Origin of the sequence: Ensifer sp. Root423, assembly GCF_001426275.1 — a bacterium.
GTDB lineage: Bacteria > Pseudomonadota > Alphaproteobacteria > Rhizobiales > Rhizobiaceae > Ensifer > Ensifer adhaerens.
Genome location: NZ_LMEG01000018.1, coordinates 1 through 17103 on the forward strand (window position 1 = coordinate 1; position 17103 = coordinate 17103).

Genomic DNA, 17103 nt, shown 5'->3' on the forward strand with positions numbered 1-17103 from the left:
GCGGCAAGCGTCACACGCTCGGCGGCACCTTCTATGAGGCGACGGTTCTGGCCGACGTCACCCAGGCGATGGCGGTTGCGCGTGAGGAAACCTTCGGGCCGGTGGCGCCGCTCTTCCGCTTCACCGACGAGGCGGATGTCGTCGAGCAGGCAAACGACACCGAATTCGGCCTTGCGTCCTATTTCTACGCCAAGGACCTGGCGCGGGTGTTCCGGGTCGCCGAAGCGCTGGAATACGGCATGGTCGGCGTCAACACCGGGCTGATCTCGACGGCCGAAGCGCCGTTCGGCGGCGTCAAGCTTTCCGGACTTGGCCGCGAGGGCTCGCGCTACGGCATCGAGGAGTTCACCGAGATCAAATATGTCTGCCTCGGCGGCGTTGCGTAAGATACGGTACCCAATCTGAAAAACCGGCCGGAAAGTTCTGGCCGGTTTTTTTCTTTGCCGGTAGAAATCTCGTGATTGCGGGATTGAGGCATCGCTCGTCCCGTCGCATAGCAGGAGGAGACGACCCATGCCGGCACCGAAGAACCCTTTCAAAGCAGCCCTGCGCGAAAACCGCTTCCAGCTTGGGCTCTGGGTGGCGCTAGCCAGCCCCTATGCGGCCGAAGTGGTGTCCGGCAGCGGCTATGACTGGCTGCTCATCGACGGCGAACATGCGCCGAACGATATCCCGCTGCTGTCCGCACAGTTTCGTGCCGTCTCCGCATCGGCGAGCCACCCGATGGTTCGCCTGCCGGTGGGCGATACCGTGCTGATCAAACAGATCCTCGATACCGGCATGCAGACCCTCCTGATCCCGATGGTCGAGAGCCTGGCGCAGGCGCAGCAGTTGGTGCGCGCCACCCGCTATCCGCCCCATGGTATTCGCGGCGTCGGCGCCGCCCTCGGGCGGGCCTCGGAGTTCGGCCGCATCGGCGACTATCTTCAGACCGCCGGCGACGAAATCTGCCTGATCCTGCAGATCGAGAGCCGCGCAGGTCTTGCCGCCATCGACGAGATTGCCGCGCTCGATGGCGTTGACGGCCTGTTCATTGGTCCCTCCGATCTGGCGGCCGACATGGGTTACCTCGGCAAGCCGGGTCATCCGGAGGTGCGCGCGGCGATCGCCGACGCGTTTGAGCGCATCAAGAAGGCCGGCAAGGCGCGGGGCATCATGACGCTCGATCTCGAACAGGCGCGAGACTATCGCGAGATGGGCGCCGATTTCATGGCGATCGGCACGGATGTCACCTCGCTCGTGCGCGCGACGACGGCATTACGCCAGGAGTTTCTCGGCGAGGCGACGTCGGTTCCGAAAAAGCAGGAATCCGGCTACTGATCGCAAATTGCCTGGAGCTCAGGCATGACTACGCCGGGGCTCCAGCGCAGCAAATCGACGATCCGCCGTTCGATCTTTTCGCGATGATGATTGGCGATATCGCCTAGGCGGTGGTTGAGGAACGGGTTTCTGAAGCGTTCCAGCGTCGCGGTCACGTAGTCTGCCGCTTCGCTCTCCAGGCCTTTTGCGGCAAAGGCGGGGATCACTTCGGATTGGTAGATTTTGTCCAAGTGCGCGGCAATGCCGGGGTCGGCCAGGATTTTCCGAACGGTCCCGTTCTGGTCGCGACCTTGCCTAAGCCAGAGCTCGGCGAGCACCGTGTGGCCGAGATTGAGAATGTGAAGCTTCAGCTTCTCGTAAGGCGTCAGGTCATCCACGAGCTTCACGCACGGATGGATGCAAGGGAGCCGCAGGCCGGACTGGTTTTCGATCGCCCAGAGCGCATAAGGTTCGGCAATTGCACCGGCAGGCTCGAGCGGCTCGGAGACGATGCGGTCGACCAGCGTGTTGGCCCAGACGACATCCTTGTCCAGCCAGTCGATAAAGGCGATGTTTCCCATCCGCTCCGCCGCGAGCCGCAGCATCAGCGCCTTCAACACGTCGCCGTTGCGCGACACGAGCTCGCAAGGAAGAATCGTCAGCGGGCGTCGGGCCGCGTCGAAACGCGCCTTCAAGAGCAGGAGCAGCTTACCCGGAAAGGAAAGCGGAATGTCGGTTATTGGGTCGTTGTCGCCGACCTGGTAACCCGTGTCGCCGGTGTTGGAGATCAGGATTTCGGCTTCCTCGGCGATAATCGCCCGGATCTCGCTCCAGTTTTGGGCGGTCGAAAGCGCGCGCGCCACGCTTGTCACTCGCTGCGTCGCGTCGATCGTCTCGCCTTCCTGGATGCCACGGATGATGACGGGAAAGCCTTCCGGCCGGGCAAGGGCTGCAAGGCGCCCAGACCGTTCGCTCGACCCTGTCGTTTGCACGATGGTGATCGGACCGGGCGCTTCCCCCTTCTTCAACGCTTCGCTGATGAAGAGATCGGCATGCGCCTGAAGAAAGCGGCTCGTCCCGAATTGCACGATCGGCGTCGGCATGCATAGGCTCCGATAGCTGGCTATGGAATGGATTGGAGAAGGGTTTCGCGAGCGGACTGAAGGTGTCGCCGGCAGGCCTGTTCCGCCTTGGCCGGGTCGTGCGAACGCAGTGCTTCGATATAGGCGAGGTGTTCTTCGAGCGCGCGGGCGTTGCGCTGGCGGGCATTCGTTTTGTTCCACTGGTAGTGATAGTGGAAGACGATCGCGATGATGTCGTAGAAATCGACGATGAACCGGTTGCTCGATGCCTTGTGTACCAGCAGGTGAAACTGCTCGTCGAGCTCGGAGAACTCCCGGTAGCGATTGTCGATGTCGGCGAGGATGTCCCGGTGCAGAGCCTCGATCTCCCGAAGCTCATCCCACGCCGGATGGTTGTCGGGCAAAGAGACAAAGCGCGCGGCCGAGCGCAGTTCGAACATCTCGCGCACTTCCGTCAGCTCCAGCGCGAATTCGCGGGTGAAACCCTTGAGGATCCAATGGCTGTTCGGCCGCTTCTCGATCAGGCCGAAGCGGCTGAAACGGATCAGGAATTCACGTACGCTGGTCGTGCCGGTTCCAATGTCGCGCGCCAGTTCCAACTCGTTGATCTGCATGCCCGGCTCGGCGCCGCCGGCGAGAATCCGGCGCATGAAGCTGCGCTCGATGATCTCGGCGAGTGAATCCGTCTCTTCCGTCGGAAAATAATCGTCGGGCCGGGGTTGTCTCAGCACGCTCTTTTTGCGCTTGTCCCAGGCTATCAGCTGCAGTTCCTCGAAGCGGCTGAGGATCGCGCGGACCGTCGTCCGGCTGACGCCGAGCATCTGTCCGAGTTCTGGCTCGGAGGGCAGCGAGGATGTGTCCGCCAGCAACTTCAGGCAGCGGTTATAGGCATCCTTGAAGACGGTGTTCTGCTTTGCCATGGGCGACGTCCGGATCGTTCGAAGTTTTCTGCGCTTACGCGGAAGGCTCCTCTATCCCGTCGCTCCGGTTTTGTCTGCGTCTGTCATCCACATCTGTTCCTCCCAAGTCGCTCCGGGGCGTCTCGGCCTGCCGCCGATGTTTTCGCTATAATACCCATTGACGGCTATCTGTCTATTGTAGATAAAAGACAGAACGAAAATCATTTGGGAGAAACCGGGTGTCTGCGCCGTCCACCATCCTGCTCGCACCGGAGGACAATGTCGTCGTGGCGACGCTGGCGATTGCCGCTGGCGACGCCCTGCCGAACAATGTTCATGCAGCAGCGAAAGTCGATGCCGGCCACAAGATCGCGATCCGCCCGATCCGCGCCGGCGAGCCGGTCGTGAAATACGCCCAGGCGATCGGCCGGGCGACCGCCGATATCGCGCCGGGCGACCACGTGCACTCCCACAACCTCGCCTTCGACAAGGATCGCTTGGCGATCAGCCCACAGGGGGTGCCGGAAGCGGCAAGCGATGCCGACAAGGCCCGCACCTTCATGGGCTATCGAAGAGGTGATGGCCGGGCAGCGACGCGCAACTACATCGGTGTCGTCGCCAGCGTGAACTGTTCCACCACGGTCTGTCGCGCCATCGCCGAGGAGGCGAACAGGCGCATTCTCCCGAGATATGAGGGTATCGATGGTTTCGTGCCGATCGTGCACGATCAGGGCTGTGGCATGTCCTCGACCGGCGACGGCATGGCCAATCTGCACCGAACCCTCGCCGGCTACGCCCGCCATGTCAATTTCGGCGGCGTTCTGATGGTCGGCCTCGGCTGCGAGGTCAACCAGTTGACGCTCTATGGCCAGAGCGGCGCCGGCGCGGAGAAACGTCATTTCAACATCCAGGAAGCCGGCGGCTCGCGTCGATCCGTTGAAAAGGCGCTGGGCATTCTCGAGGAAATCGCGGCCGAAGTCGGGAACGAACGCCGTATTGCGATCCCGGTCAGCGAGATCATCGTCGGTTTGCAATGTGGCGGTTCAGATGGGCTTTCGGGCATCACCGCAAATCCGGCGCTGGGTGCTGCGGTCGATATCCTTGCCGCGGCCGGCGGCACGGCGATCCTCTCCGAGACTTCGGAAATCTATGGCGCCGAGCACCTGTTGCGCAGCCGTGCAGTCAACGAAGCAGTGGCGCTGAAACTTGATGGGCTGATTGCCTGGTGGGAGAGCTATGTGGCGATGCATGGCGCCTCGCTCGACAACAATCCTTCGCCGGGCAACAAACGTGGTGGCCTGACCACGATCCTCGAAAAATCGCTCGGCGCCGTCGCCAAGGGCGGCCGCTCGCCGCTGAACGCGGTCTACCGTTATGCCGAACGCGTCACCGAGCACGGGCTCGTCTTCATGGATACACCTGGCTACGACCCGGTATCGGCCACTGGCCAGGTCGCCGGCGGCGCCAATGTCATTGCCTTTACCACCGGTCGCGGCAGCTGTTTCGGCTGTCGGCCCGCGCCGTCGATCAAGCTTACCAGCAACACGGCGCTCTACCGGGCGATGGAAGAGGACATGGATATCGATTGCGGCGTGATCGCTTCGGGGGAGGCGAGCATTGCCGGGCTTGGCCGCGAGATCTTCGACCTGATCATCGAGACCGCTTCGGGCCGCAAGACCAAGAGCGAGCTTTTCGGCTACGGCGATAATGAGTTCGTGCCCTGGCATCTGGGCGCAACGCTCTAATTTGCGTAGGCCTTGGAGGAGGAAACGGGGAAATGCAGACGAGACGGATCGGTCGAACCGACCTATCGGTGACCGAGTTTAGCTTCGGCGCCGCCGGTCTTGGCGGCCTCTACCGCGAATGCACCCGCGAGTCGGCGATGGCGACCCTGGACGCTGCCTGGCAGTCGGGCATGCGCTACTTCGACGTTGCGCCCTTCTACGGCCTCGGCCTTGCCGAGCGCCGCGTCGGCGACTTCCTGCGCGATAAGCCGCGCGACCAGTTCGTGCTCTCCACCAAGGTCGGCCGTCTCCTGCATCCGGTGCCGCAAGACGAGGTGCCGGACTATTCCTATGTGAAGCCGCTCAATTTCGACGTCACCTACGACTACAGCTATGACGGCATCATGCGCTCCATCGAGTTCAGCTACGCCAGGCTCGGGCTCAACCGCATCGATATCCTCTATGTGCATGATATCGGCGTCTATACCCATGGCGCCGCCCGCAATGCGATCTACTTACGGCAGTTGATGGAGGGCGGCCTCAAGGCGTTGGAGGGGCTGAAATCCTCGGGAACGATTGCGGCCTATGGTCTTGGCGTCAACGAAGTGCCGGTCTGTCTCGACGTCCTGCGCCAGGCCGATCTCGACTGCATCCTGCTGGCCGGGCGTTACACCTTGCTCGACCGGTCGGCTGTCGCCGAACTGCTGCCGCTCTGCGAGAAGAAGCAGACTTCGCTCGTCGTCGGCGGGGTCTTCAATTCGGGCATCCTGGCGACGGGACCGGTCGAAGGCGCGCATTTCGACTACATGCCGGCAACGGAAGATATCCGGCAAAAGGTCGGTGCCATGGACGCGGTCGCCCGCGGCATGAACGTGCCGCTTGCCGCACCCGCCATGCAGTTTCCGCTCGCCAGTCCGCAGGTCGCCTCGGTGCTGCTCGGCACCGCCAAGCCGCAGAGCCTGGCGCGCAACATGGCGCTCGTCGAGCACCGGTTTTCCGCCGCCGATTTCGCCGCCTTCGAGCCGTTCACACTGGTCGCACCGGAGCTCGGGGACGAGCCGGTTCGGGTTTAACGGACGGCACTAAAGCGCCGTCTGAAATGCTGTTCCGGCAGCTTGCCAAGCCGGGATTGTCGTATTAGCATTCCAATATGTTTTTTATCGATAAAAGGTCGATAAGCCAGCACCTGCGATCGACCTCCAAGAAGTGGAACACGGTGCACCAAGAGGAGAAACCTGGGATGAGCATTCTGAAAAGCAGCCTTACCCGTCGCGCCTTTACCGCCCTGGCCGGCGCCGCGATGATCGCCGGCATGTCGCCGGTCGCCTCCTTCGCACAGGACGTGACGATCCCGATCATCGTCAAGGATACCACGTCCTTCTACTGGCAGATCGTGCTCGCTGGCGCCCGCGCCGCCGGCAAGGATCTCGGCGTCAACGTGCCGGAGCTCGGCGCTCAATCCGAATCCGATATCAACGGCCAGATCAGCATTCTCGAGAACGCGGTTGCGGGCGCGCCGGCTGCCGTCGTCATTTCGCCGACGGAATTCAAGGCGCTCGGCAAGCCGATCGATGAGGCGGCAAAGGCCGTTCCGATCATCGGCATCGACTCCGGTGCCGACTCCAAGGCCTTCTCGTCGTTCCTCACCACCGACAACGTCCAGGGCGGCCGCATCGCTGCCGATGGTCTCGCTGCGGCGGTCAAGGAAATGAGCGGCAAGGAAGAGGGTGAGATCGCCATCATCACCAGCCTTCCGGGCGTCGGCTCGCTCGACCAGCGCCGCGAAGGCTTCCTCGATCAGGTCAAGACCAAGTATCCGGGCTTCAAGGTCGTCGTCGACAAATATGCCGACGGCCAGGCGACCACCGGCCTCAACATCATGACCGACCTGATCACCGCCAATCCCAACCTTGTCGGCGTCTTCGCGTCCAACCTGATCATGGCGCAGGGTGTCGGCCAGGCAATTGCCGAAAACAAGCTCGGCGACAAGATCAAGGTGATCGGCTTCGACAGCGACGACAAGACGGTCGGCTTCCTCAAGGAAGGCGTTCTGGCCGGTCTCGTCGTTCAGGATCCCTATCGCATGGGTTATGATGGCGTGAAGACGGCGCTCGCGGTCTCGAAGAAGGAGAAGGTCGAGGCGAATGTCGATACCGGCGCCAATCTGGTGACCAAGGCCAACATGGCCGAGCCGAAGATCGACGCTCTCTTGAACCCGAAGGTCAAGTGACGACGGCTGCGGTGGGCGTTGAGCCCGCCGCACCCGCTTGCGGCCGGAACGAGGACCGGCCGCAAGCGATCTCTGCGATGGGAGGAATGCGCAGATGACCGATTTGCAAGAGGCACGCGACGGGAGGACCGAAGGACTGCATGTGGCGACACGCCATCCGGTTCCGAAAGGCGAGCCTATCCTGGAGCTGCGCGCCCTGCAGAAGAAGTATGGCGCCGTCGAAGCCTTGAAGCCGGCGTCGCTGACCTTTCTTTCCGGTGAAGTTCACGCGATCGTCGGTGAGAACGGGGCCGGCAAGTCGACGCTGATCAAGCTTCTGACCGGCGTCATCAAGCGCACGTCCGGTGAAATCTTCTGGTGCGGAAAACCCGTTCAGCTTGGCACGCCGCAGGAGGCGATTGAGCGCGGTATCAATGCCGTGCACCAGGAGGTCGTACTTTGCGCGCACCTGTCGGTCGCGGCCAATATGTTTCTCGGCGACGAGATCAATCGCAACGGCCTGATGCGCAAGCGCGCCATGACCGATGAGGCACAAAGCGTGCTGGATGATCTCGGCTTTAACCTGCCGGCCGGTGCCGTGCTTGGTAGCCTGACGATCGGCCAGCAGCAGCTTGTCGCCACGGCACGCGCGGCCATGCGCGGCACGCAGTTTCTGATCTTCGATGAGCCGACCGCCTATCTCACCCGCCAGGAATCGGCACAGCTCTTCCGGTTGATCCGAAGGCTGCAGGCCGAAGGCGTGACGATCGTCTATATCAGCCATCGCATGGAGGAAGTGTTCGAGCTTGCCGACCGTGTCTCGGTGCTGCGTGACGGCACCCATGTCGGCACCCGCAAGATCGGCGAGACCAATGAGGCGGAACTGATCGCGCTGATGATCAACCGCACGATCGAGCAGATCTATCACAAGGAGCATTTTCCGCCCGGCGAGATGATCGTCGAGACGCGCAACTTGAGCGGTCCCGGTTTCCAGGATGTATCGCTGACGGTGCGCGCCGGCGAGATCGTCGGCCTCTATGGGCTGATCGGCGCGGGACGCAGCGAGTTTGCGCTCGGCCTCTATGGCCGGCACCGACCAACGGCTGGAGAGATCTACTGGCAGGGCCGCAAGGTTGAGATCGCCAGCGAGCGTAAGGCCATGGACCTCGGCATTGCGCTTGCGCCGGAAAGCCGGCGCGACCAGGGCCTCTGCCTCAACCTGCCGATCGGCCTCAACATCAATCTGCCGGTTTTCAACCGGCTGACACGCGGTCTGACGATCAATGGCCAGCAGGAACGGGAAAACGCCGACCGCCAGATTCGCGACCTGAAGATCAAGACGCCGTCACGCCGGGTGCTGGCCTCCGCCATGTCCGGCGGCAACCAGCAGAAGATCGTAATCGGCAAGTGGCTGAGCCACGGCGCCAAGCTTTTCATCTTCGACGAGCCGACGGTCGGCGTCGATGTCGGAACCAAGGCGGAAATCTATCGGCTGTTCGCACGGCTTCTGGAGAACGGGGCGGGCATCATCCTGATCTCGTCCTATCTGCCCGAGGTCTACGAACTGGCGGACCGGCTGCACGTGTTCCGGCGCGGGCGGCTGGTCGCCAGCCACGACTATCGCGCCGCGAGCCATGAGGAAGTGCTGACGCAGGCAATTGGCGTTTGAACCGATAAAAACAAACTTGAGGATGCAGGGAGGAAGACGATGAGTGCGGAAACGGTGGAGAGCGGCGCCAGCGCGGCACCACGCAAGGGCGTGAGCATTCTGTTCGGCCTTACCCTCCTGGGGTTGCTTCTGTTCCTCTGGCTGCTGTTGGGCTTCGCGACCAACAGTTTCTGGACGCCCAACAACATCAGCAACCTGCTGCGCCAGGGGGCGATGACGGCGATCCTTGCGGTTGGCCAGACCTTCGTCATCATTACCGCCGGCATCGACCTTTCGGTCGGTGCCGTGGTCGGCTTCACCAGCGTTATCGTCGCCTGGCTGCTGGCCGCCGGCGTGCCGCTCTGGATCGCCATCATCCTGACGCTCGCCTTCGGTGTCCTGATCGGCGCGTTCCACGCCTTCGGCATCGTGCGCATGGGCCTGCCGCCCTTCATCATCACGCTGGCGACCCTGACCTCGCTCCGCGGTATCGGCCTCTTGATCACCAATGGCTCGACCATTTCGATCACCAATGAGGCCTTCACCAATTTTTCGCGGGCGGATTTCCTGGGCGTTCCCAGCCTGTTCTGGATGGTGATCGTGGTGGCGATCCCGGCCTATGTCTTCCTGCATTTGAGCCGCTTCGGCCGCTATCTCTTCGCCGTCGGCTCCAACAGTGAGGCCGCCCGTCTCTCCGGCGTCAACGTCCACCGCACGATCTATCTGGCCTACATCCTGTCGTCGACCTGCGCCGCCTTCGTTGGCCTGCTGCTTGCCTCGCGCATCGGCATCGGCAACGCCACCCAGGCCGAGGGTTGGGAACTGCAGGCGATCGCTTCGTCGGTCATCGGCGGCACCAGCCTCTTTGGGGCCGTCGGCTCGGTGCACGGGCCGCTGCTCGGCGCCTTCATCCTCGCAACGATCAACAACGGCGCCAACCTATTGAACGTCAACTCGTTCTGGCAGCGCATCATCACCGGCGCGCTGATCATCGTCATCGTCTATTTCGACCAATTGCGTCGCCGCAGCGCCCGCTAGGCGCTGCCGTACTCGAGAGAATTGCCATGAAAGCCGTGCTCTGCCCACAACCCGGTCGGCTGGAGGTCGTCGATCGCACACCAATCGAAACCGTGCCGGACGGTTGGGTCCGCCTTGCCGTCAGCCATGTCGGCATCTGCGGCACGGACTACCATATCTTCGCCGGCAAACATCCGTTCCTCGAATATCCGCGGGTCATGGGCCACGAGATCTCGGCAACGGTGATTTCTGGCGGGCGAGGGACGACGATAGCGCCCGGCACGCCGGTCGTGGTCAACCCCTATCTCTCCTGTGGCGCTTGTATTGCCTGCCGAAAGGGCAAACCGAACTGCTGCACGGCCATCAAGGTTCTCGGCGTCCATACCGACGGTGCGTTTTGCGAGGAGATCGTCGTGCCGGAGGGTAATCTTTATCCGGCGGAGGGTCTGTCGCCGGAGGCGGCCGCCACCGTTGAGTTCCTGGCGATCGGTGCCCACGCGGTCCGCCGGGCATCGACGGATGCCGGGTCACGGGCGCTGGTTATCGGTGCCGGGCCAATCGGACTCGGCACGGCGATCTTCTCTCGCATCGCCGGCCATGACGTGGTGCTCGCCGACACCAGTACCGAGCGGCTGGACTTTGCCGCTCGCAAGCTCGGCTTTGCCAAGGGCATCGTCGTGGATGTTGATGCGGCGGCGCGCATTGCCGCTGCGACGGATGGCGACGGTTTCGATGTCGTCTTCGACGCCACCGGGCACGGTGGTTCGATGCAGGCGGCCTTCGCCCACGTCGCCCATGGCGGTACCCTGGTCTTCGTCAGTGTCGTCAAGGACGAGATCCGCTTCTCCGATCCGGAGTTCCACAAGCGCGAGATGACCTTGATCGGCAGCCGCAACGCGACCCGGCAGGATTTCGACCACGTCGTCGCGTCGATCGCGTCCGGCCTTGTGCCTATCGACGCGCTGATCACCCACCGCACCACGCTCGATGGCGCGGTTGCCGATCTGCCGCGATGGGCGGAGGAAAAGACGGGTCTGGTGAAGGCAGTCATCCAAGTGGCGGCCACCTGAGTGATGGCGGCTTTGCTGCATCGCCACAGGGGAGCGTACCCATATTTTCCTGCGGCGAGGCTCCAGGTTTTCCTGAAAACGTCAGGCAGCGTGCCTCAATGCACGAAAACAGCGGAAAACGGCCAGTTTCGAGCAAGCTCGTTTGCAAATCGTCAGGAATCCAGATTCATTCTAGCTTCAGGCCTTGTATCGAGGCGAGACGGGTATATTTGTTGCACTGCACAAGAAAAATGGTAGTCTGGCAGCGATTGCGGACACCAAGACAAACAATCGCAAGCTTGCGTCCGACCGGGAGCGGCGTTGTCGTTGATTGAACCAAGGGGTACGCTTCCCATGTTCTACCAGCTCTATGAACTGAACCACGCAATGATGGCGCCGTGGCGCACGGCAGCCGACGCCATGCGGCTCGCGTTCAGCAATCCGATGAACCCCGTCTCGCACACCTATTTCGGTCGCGCCGCCGCCGCCGGTCTCGAAGTGTTCGAGCGCTCCACCCGCCGTTATGGCAAGCCGGAGTTCGGTCTTCCCGAGACTGTGGTCGATGGTCAATCGGTTTCGATCTACGAACGCATCGTCTGGCGGGCGCCATTCTGCAACCTCATTCATTTCGAGCGTGCGCTTCCCAAGGGCCGCGCGCCCGATCCGAAGGTGCTCATCGTCGCGCCGATGTCCGGCCACTATGCGACGCTGTTGCGCGGCACGGTCGAGGCGCTGCTTCCGCATTCCGATATCTACATCACCGACTGGATCGATGCCCGCATGGTGCCGCTCAGCGAAGGCACCTTCGATCTCGATGATTACATCGACTACGTCATCCAGATGCTGCATTTCCTCGGGCCCGACACGCATGTGATCGGCGTCTGTCAGCCCGCGGTGCCGGTGCTCGCCGCCGTCGCGCTGATGGAAGCTGCCGACGATCCGCTGTCGCCGGCGACGATGACGCTGATGGGCGGCCCGATCGACACCCGCATCAACCCGACCGGCGTCAACCAGCTGGCGGAAGAACGTTCGATCGAATGGTTCCGTGACAATGTCATCATGCCGGTGCCGTGGCCGCAGCCGGGTTTCATGCGCATGGTCTATCCGGGCTTCCTGCAGCTCTCCGGCTTCATGTCGATGAATCTCGACCGGCACCTGATCGCCCACAAGGAGTTCTTCGCCCATCTGGTGAAAAACGACGGCGATGCCGCCGAGAAGCACCGTGACTTCTATGATGAATATCTCGCGGTCATGGACCTGACGGCCGAATTCTACCTGCAGACCGTGCAGGTGGTGTTCATGCAGCACGCGCTGCCGAAGGGCGAGATGATGCATCGCGGCAAGCGCGTCGACACGACCGCGATCAAGAAGGTCGCGCTCTTGACGGTCGAAGGCGAGAACGACGATATCTCGGGCGTTGGCCAGACGAAGGCGGCGCAGACCATCTGCACCAACATCCCGGATCATATGCGTATGCACTACATGCAGCCGGATGTCGGTCACTACGGCGTCTTCAACGGCTCTCGCTTCCGCCGCGAAATCGCGCCGCGCATCGTCGCGTTCCACCGCGAGCATGCGCGCCACGCAAAACCGGTAAAGCAACTGATCAAGGGCGGAAAGTCGGCCTGATCCCGGCTCTTGGGTCGTTTTGACCGCGTAGAGTCAAGGGTTTGTCGGATTCCGGAGGGAGGCGTCTTGCAGAGCCAAGGGCGCCTTCCCACATCGTTTTCATCGGGTCGCATGGGCGGCCCGGATGATTGCGAGGAATCCTGAAGATGAACCAATCTGCAATGATCCGTCCGGATTGGACGCCCGCGACCATCGCCCTGATGGTGCTTGGCTTTGTGGTCTTCTGGCCGCTCGGCCTGGCCATGCTCGCGTACATTCTCTTTGGCGAAAAGCTCAAGACGTTCAAGAAAGACGCAAACGATACGGTGGATGGCATGTGCTCGGCTTTCAAGCGCGGCGGCCGCCGTTCCAACTGGACGCATCGTACCGGCAACGTCGCTTTCGACGACTGGCGCGAAGCTGAACTGGCTCGCCTCGAAGAGGAGCGCCGCAAGCTCGACGAGATGCGCGAAGAATTCGACACCTACGTGCGCGAGCTTCGCCGCGCCAAGGACCAGGAAGAGTTCGACCGCTTCATGCGCGATCGCAAGAATGGTGGCTCGGGTCCGATTGTCGAAGCCCATTAACCTGACGAAACCGCTTCCGGCGTTTCACATGAAACGCCGGATCACTCTCGGCACGCATCCAACCAGCGAACAGTAGGCGAAAGCCCCGCGAATCGGTTAGAAAGCCTGCATGTTCCCTTCCTTCAAGCGGCGCATTCAACCTGCACCACCCGCAACAACGCGGCAGATCGAGGTCGCCGGCAAGTCCCTGCCGCTGACGATCAAGCAAAACGCGCGCGCGACGCGCATGACGCTGCGCATCGAGCCAGGCGGGCGGGCCCTGAAGATGACGGTGCCGCAGGGCCTCCCCGAGCGCGAGGTGAATGCCTTCCTGACACGACACCAGGGCTGGCTGATGACCAAGCTCGCCCGCTTCTCCGGCGAAAGCCAGATCGAGGAGGGCGGTTCCATCCTCATCCGCGGCGTTGCCCACCGCATCGAGCGCACCGGCAAGATCCGTGGGCTCACGGAAGCGATCGTGATCGATGACGAACCGGTGCTGCGCGTCAGCGGTGGCGAGGAACATCTCACACGGCGCATCGTCGATTTCCTGAAGAAGGAAGCGCGCCAGGATCTCGACCGGTTGGTGGCGATCTATACCGGCCGTATCGGCCGGAGGGCAAAGTCGCTTTCGCTCAAGGACACGCGCAGCCGCTGGGGATCATGCTCAGCCGACGGGGCGCTGAGTTTTTCCTGGCGCATTGTCATGGCGCCGCCAAAGGTCATCGCCTATCTCGCTGCGCATGAAGTGGCACACTTGCAGGAAATGAATCACGGGCCCGACTTCTGGGCGCTGTGCGGGAGGCTGTGTCCGGATACGGACGATGCCAAGCGATGGCTCCGCCGCAACGGCACGATGCTTCACGCGATCGACTTCGATTGAATCTTACAGGGCGATGAGCGGCGCGTTATGCGCGGTGGCGCAGCGCTTCGCGGATCTTCTCGTCGGTCTTGTATTGGCTGAGCGCATAGACCGACCAGATCGCCGCCGGAACCCAGCCGATCAGGGTCAACTGCAGGATCAGGCAAATGAGGCCAGCAAAGGGGCGGCCGATGGTAAAAAACTGCAGCCAGGGCAGGATAAGCGCGAGCAACAGGCGCATCAGTCTCTCCGTTGTGGTAAAATGCATATGGTGAAAGCGCGCCTGCCGCGCAAGGGGCGCGCACCCGCCAAAGGACGGGTGCGGGGGCGCTGAGTGACCGCTTTTGCGTCGGTTTTTGGCTCGACTCGCGCGGCATTTCATGCAAGGTCGCTTCTCATGAAAACCCAAGTGAAGATATGCGGGCTGAAGACCGCGGAAGCGGCCGAGCGTGCTGTCGCGCTCGGCGCATCCCATGTCGGCTTCATCTTTTTCCCGAAGAGCCCCAGGAACATCGAGCCCGACGATGCCGGCCGCATCGCCGACAGGATTCGCGGCCAGGCGAAGATCGTCGCCGTCACGGTGAATGCCGACAATGACGAGCTTGACGAGATCGTCTCGGCCCTCAATCCGGATATCCTGCAGCTTCACGGCAGCGAGGACGCGGAGCGACTGCTGACGGTCAAGGCGATGTATGGCCTTCCTGTCATGAAGGCCCTTTCGGTGCGCGAAGCATCTGACCTTGAAAAGATCGATGCCTATATCGGCATTGCCGATCGCTTCCTCTTCGATGCCAAGCCGCCAAAAGGGTCCGATTTGCCCGGTGGCAACGGCGTTTCCTTTGACTGGAAGCTGCTCGATGCGCTTGACGGAAGCGTCGATTACATGCTTTCCGGTGGTCTTAACGCCGACAACATTGGCGAGGCCATGGCGCAGACCAGCGCGCGTGCCATCGATATCTCCTCCGGCGTCGAGAGCGCGCCGGGCGTCAAGGATCTGAAGCTCATGGAATCGTTTTTCAATGCCGTTCGCCAGGCGGAGGCGGGCATGCCACGGTCAGGGAGCAGGACGTGAACCAGGCGCCAAAGTTGAATTCCTTCCGGGGTGGCCCGGACGAGGACGGCCGTTTCGGTATCTTCGGTGGCCGCTTCGTGGCCGAAACCCTGATGCCGCTGATCCTCGATCTCCAGAACGAGTGGGACAACGCGAAGAACGATCCGGCCTTCAAGGCGGAGCTGGAGCATCTCGGCGCGCATTATATCGGCCGCCCGAGCCCGCTCTATTTTGCTGAACGGCTGACGGCGGAGCTTGGCGGTGCCAAGATCTACTTCAAGCGCGAAGAGCTGAACCACACCGGCTCGCACAAGATCAACAACTGCATTGGCCAGATCCTGCTTGCCAAGCGCATGGGCAAGACGCGCATCATCGCTGAGACCGGTGCCGGCCAGCATGGCGTGGCTTCGGCAACCGTCGCTGCCCGCTTCGGCCTGCCCTGCGTCGTCTACATGGGCGCGACCGACGTCGAGCGCCAGGCGCCGAACGTCTTCCGCATGAAGCTCTTGGGTGCCGAGGTAAAGCCGGTGACGGCCGGCAGCGGCACGCTCAAGGACGCCATGAACGAGGCGCTGCGTGACTGGGTCACCAATGTCGACAACACCTACTACCTGATCGGCACGGCTGCCGGCCCGCATCCCTATCCGGAGATGGTCCGCGATTTCCAGGCGGTGATCGGCCAGGAAGCCAAGGAGCAGATGCTCGCCGCCGAAGGCCGGCTGCCGGATCTCGTCATTGCCGCCGTTGGCGGTGGCTCCAACGCAATCGGCATCTTCCATCCGTTCCTCGATGACGAGAGCGTCAAGATCGTCGGCGTCGAAGCCGGCGGCAAGGGCATCGAAGGCGACGAGCATTGCGCCTCGATCACAGCCGGTTCGCCCGGCGTGCTGCATGGCAACCGCACCTATCTGCTGCAGGACGGCGACGGCCAGATCAAGGAAGGGCATTCGATTTCGGCCGGTCTCGACTATCCCGGCATCGGCCCGGAGCACGCCTGGCTGAACGATGTCGGTCGCGTCGAATACGTGCCGATCATGGACCACGAAGCGCTTGAGGCGTTCCAGACGCTGACCCGTCTCGAAGGCATCATTCCGGCGCTCGAGCCGTCGCATGCGCTTGCCGAAGTCATCAAGCGCGCGCCAAAAATGGGCAAGGACGAGATCATCCTGATGAACCTCTCCGGCCGCGGCGACAAGGACATCTTCACCGTCGGCAAGTTACTGGGAATGGGGCAGTAAGATCATGACCGCACGCATGGACAAGCGATTTGCCGATGTTGCGGCCGAAGGACGTCCGGTCCTCGTCACCTATTTCATGGGCGGCGATCCGGATTTCGAGACGTCGGTCTCAATCATGAAGGCGCTGCCGAAGGCCGGCGCCGACGTCATCGAACTCGGCATGCCTTTCTCAGACCCGATGGCCGACGGCCCGGCGATCCAGCTGGCCGGTCAACGCTCGCTGAAAAGCGGACAGACGCTCGCAAAGACGCTTGAGATCGCCCGCCGTTTCCGTGAGGACGACCAGCGCACGCCGATCGTGCTGATGGGCTATTACAACCCGATCTATATCTACGGCGTCGACCGCTTCCTGACGGATGCGCTGGCCGCCGGCATTGACGGCCTGATCGTCGTCGACCTGCCGCCGGAGATGGACGACGAACTCTGCATCCCGGCGCTGGAGAAGGGCATCAACTTCATTCGCCTGGCGACGCCGACCACGGACGACCGTCGCCTGCCGAAGGTCCTCGAAAACACCTCCGGTTTCGTCTATTACGTGTCGATGAACGGCATCACCGGTTCGGCTCTGCCCGATCCGTCGTTGATCGCCGGCGCCGTCGGGCGTATCAAGGCACACACCAATCTGCCCGTTTGCGTCGGTTTCGGCGTCAAGACGGCGGAACATGCAAGGGCCATCGGAGCATCTGCCGATGGCGTGGTCGTCGGTACGGCGATCGTCAACCAGATCGCGTCGAGCCTGACCGAAGAGGGCAAGGCGACCGATGCGACGGTTCCGGGTGTCGAAGCGCTGGTGAGAGGGCTCTCGGCAGGCGTGCGGTCCGCACGTCTCGCAGCAGCCGAATAATTGCCTA

General features: G+C 62.3%; 17 protein-coding genes. 14 read left to right on the forward strand and 3 right to left on the reverse strand.

Annotated features, from left to right (window positions below; genetic code table 11):
• Both ASD01_RS18120 and ASD01_RS18125 read left to right on the forward strand, forming a co-directional pair.
• Window positions 1-386, forward strand: a 386-nt coding sequence (locus ASD01_RS18120) for an aldehyde dehydrogenase family protein (RefSeq protein WP_156623665.1), incomplete at its 5' end; no start/stop codon positions are given.
• 127 nt (window positions 387-513) lie between these two features.
• On the forward strand, window positions 514-1320 hold the full coding sequence (locus ASD01_RS18125) for an aldolase/citrate lyase family protein (protein ID WP_034801630.1): 807 nt from the start codon (window positions 514-516) through the stop codon (window positions 1318-1320).
• Here ASD01_RS18125 and ASD01_RS18130 read toward each other — a convergent pair.
• Window positions 1314-2402 carry a mannitol dehydrogenase family protein gene (locus tag ASD01_RS18130; protein WP_060644228.1) on the reverse strand — a complete coding sequence of 363 codons (1089 nt, stop codon included), beginning with the start codon at window positions 2400-2402 and terminating at the stop codon, window positions 1314-1316. The genes ASD01_RS18125 and ASD01_RS18130 overlap by 7 nt on opposite strands.
• Before the next feature lie 20 nt (window positions 2403-2422).
• Complete coding sequence (locus tag ASD01_RS18135; RefSeq protein WP_034801634.1) at window positions 2423-3301, reverse strand: GntR family transcriptional regulator; 879 nt, start codon at window positions 3299-3301, stop codon at window positions 2423-2425.
• Between the two features lie 218 nt (window positions 3302-3519).
• On the opposite strand from ASD01_RS18135, the gene ASD01_RS18140 reads away from it, so the two are divergent.
• The 9 genes from ASD01_RS18140 to ASD01_RS18180 all read left to right on the forward strand — a co-directional run bounded on the left by ASD01_RS18140 (window position 3520) and on the right by ASD01_RS18180 (window position 13984).
• Window positions 3520-5025, forward strand: coding sequence for a UxaA family hydrolase (locus ASD01_RS18140; protein ID WP_034801636.1), 1506 nt, complete (start codon window positions 3520-3522; stop codon window positions 5023-5025).
• A 32-nt stretch (window positions 5026-5057) separates the two neighbouring features.
• Window positions 5058-6077 carry an aldo/keto reductase gene (locus ASD01_RS18145; protein WP_034801638.1) on the forward strand — a complete coding sequence of 340 codons (1020 nt, stop codon included), beginning with the start codon at window positions 5058-5060 and terminating at the stop codon, window positions 6075-6077.
• Window positions 6078-6244: 167 nt separating this feature from the next.
• Entirely contained in the window at window positions 6245-7234 is a 990-nt protein-coding gene (locus ASD01_RS18150) for an ABC transporter substrate-binding protein (protein ID WP_034801640.1), read from the forward strand.
• 94 nt (window positions 7235-7328) lie between these two features.
• Entirely contained in the window at window positions 7329-8882 is a 1554-nt protein-coding gene (locus ASD01_RS18155; protein WP_060644229.1) for a sugar ABC transporter ATP-binding protein, read from the forward strand.
• A 39-nt stretch (window positions 8883-8921) separates the two neighbouring features.
• Window positions 8922-9899 (forward strand): ABC transporter permease, encoded by a 978-nt coding sequence (locus ASD01_RS18160; RefSeq protein ID WP_034801644.1) that lies wholly within the window; start codon window positions 8922-8924, stop codon window positions 9897-9899.
• A 26-nt stretch (window positions 9900-9925) separates the two neighbouring features.
• A complete protein-coding gene (locus ASD01_RS18165; RefSeq protein WP_060521537.1) occupies window positions 9926-10948 on the forward strand; it encodes a zinc-binding alcohol dehydrogenase family protein in 1023 nt (340 codons plus the stop codon).
• A 333-nt stretch (window positions 10949-11281) separates the two neighbouring features.
• Window positions 11282-12556, forward strand: coding sequence for a polyhydroxyalkanoate depolymerase (phaZ, locus tag ASD01_RS18170; RefSeq protein WP_034801648.1), 1275 nt, complete (start codon window positions 11282-11284; stop codon window positions 12554-12556).
• Between the two features lie 146 nt (window positions 12557-12702).
• The gene (locus ASD01_RS18175; RefSeq protein ID WP_034801651.1) at window positions 12703-13122 is read left to right on the forward strand and encodes a DUF2852 domain-containing protein; all 420 of its coding nucleotides are present in this window, start codon (window positions 12703-12705) and stop codon (window positions 13120-13122) included.
• Between the two features lie 109 nt (window positions 13123-13231).
• On the forward strand, window positions 13232-13984 hold the full coding sequence (locus ASD01_RS18180) for a M48 family metallopeptidase (protein WP_034801660.1): 753 nt from the start codon (window positions 13232-13234) through the stop codon (window positions 13982-13984).
• Window positions 13985-14009: 25 nt separating this feature from the next.
• Here ASD01_RS18180 and ASD01_RS18185 read toward each other — a convergent pair whose 3' ends face one another.
• Window positions 14010-14204, reverse strand: a complete 195-nt coding sequence (locus tag ASD01_RS18185; protein ID WP_034801662.1) for a YqaE/Pmp3 family membrane protein — start codon at window positions 14202-14204, stop codon at window positions 14010-14012.
• Window positions 14205-14360: 156 nt separating this feature from the next.
• Here ASD01_RS18185 and ASD01_RS18190 point away from each other — a divergent pair, with 156 nt between their 5' ends.
• The 3 genes from ASD01_RS18190 to trpA are packed head-to-tail and all read left to right on the forward strand — an operon-like array spanning window position 14361 to window position 17096.
• A complete protein-coding gene (locus tag ASD01_RS18190) occupies window positions 14361-15035 on the forward strand; it encodes a phosphoribosylanthranilate isomerase (RefSeq protein WP_034801664.1) in 675 nt (224 codons plus the stop codon).
• Window positions 15032-16252 (forward strand): tryptophan synthase subunit beta, encoded by a 1221-nt coding sequence (gene trpB, locus ASD01_RS18195; protein ID WP_034801666.1) that lies wholly within the window; start codon window positions 15032-15034, stop codon window positions 16250-16252. Before ASD01_RS18190 ends, trpB begins: the two co-directional genes overlap by 4 nt.
• A 4-nt stretch (window positions 16253-16256) precedes the next feature.
• Window positions 16257-17096, forward strand: coding sequence for a tryptophan synthase subunit alpha (gene trpA / locus ASD01_RS18200; RefSeq protein WP_034801668.1), 840 nt, complete (start codon window positions 16257-16259; stop codon window positions 17094-17096).
• Window positions 17097-17103 lie beyond the last annotated feature (7 nt).

Excerpts from the sequence above, each read along its gene's own strand:
- ASD01_RS18180 (WP_034801660.1), top strand. The coding sequence starts at position 13,232 with ATGTTCCCTTCCTTCAAGCGGCGCATTCAACCTGCACCACCCGCAACA.
- ASD01_RS18150 (WP_034801640.1), top strand. The coding sequence starts at position 6,245 with ATGAGCATTCTGAAAAGCAGCCTTACCCGTCGCGCCTTTACCGCCCTG.
- ASD01_RS18160 (WP_034801644.1), top strand. The coding sequence starts at position 8,922 with ATGAGTGCGGAAACGGTGGAGAGCGGCGCCAGCGCGGCACCACGCAAG.
- phaZ (WP_034801648.1), top strand. The coding sequence starts at position 11,282 with ATGTTCTACCAGCTCTATGAACTGAACCACGCAATGATGGCGCCGTGG.
- ASD01_RS18125 (WP_034801630.1), top strand. The coding sequence starts at position 514 with ATGCCGGCACCGAAGAACCCTTTCAAAGCAGCCCTGCGCGAAAACCGC.
- ASD01_RS18135 (WP_034801634.1), bottom strand. The coding sequence starts at position 3,301 with ATGGCAAAGCAGAACACCGTCTTCAAGGATGCCTATAACCGCTGCCTG.
- trpA (WP_034801668.1), top strand. The coding sequence starts at position 16,257 with ATGACCGCACGCATGGACAAGCGATTTGCCGATGTTGCGGCCGAAGGA.
- ASD01_RS18165 (WP_060521537.1), top strand. The coding sequence starts at position 9,926 with ATGAAAGCCGTGCTCTGCCCACAACCCGGTCGGCTGGAGGTCGTCGAT.
- ASD01_RS18185 (WP_034801662.1), bottom strand. The coding sequence starts at position 14,204 with ATGCGCCTGTTGCTCGCGCTTATCCTGCCCTGGCTGCAGTTTTTTACC.
- ASD01_RS18145 (WP_034801638.1), top strand. The coding sequence starts at position 5,058 with ATGCAGACGAGACGGATCGGTCGAACCGACCTATCGGTGACCGAGTTT.
- ASD01_RS18130 (WP_060644228.1), bottom strand. The coding sequence starts at position 2,402 with ATGCCGACGCCGATCGTGCAATTCGGGACGAGCCGCTTTCTTCAGGCG.
- ASD01_RS18175 (WP_034801651.1), top strand. The coding sequence starts at position 12,703 with ATGAACCAATCTGCAATGATCCGTCCGGATTGGACGCCCGCGACCATC.
- ASD01_RS18190 (WP_034801664.1), top strand. The coding sequence starts at position 14,361 with ATGAAAACCCAAGTGAAGATATGCGGGCTGAAGACCGCGGAAGCGGCC.
- ASD01_RS18155 (WP_060644229.1), top strand. The coding sequence starts at position 7,329 with ATGACCGATTTGCAAGAGGCACGCGACGGGAGGACCGAAGGACTGCAT.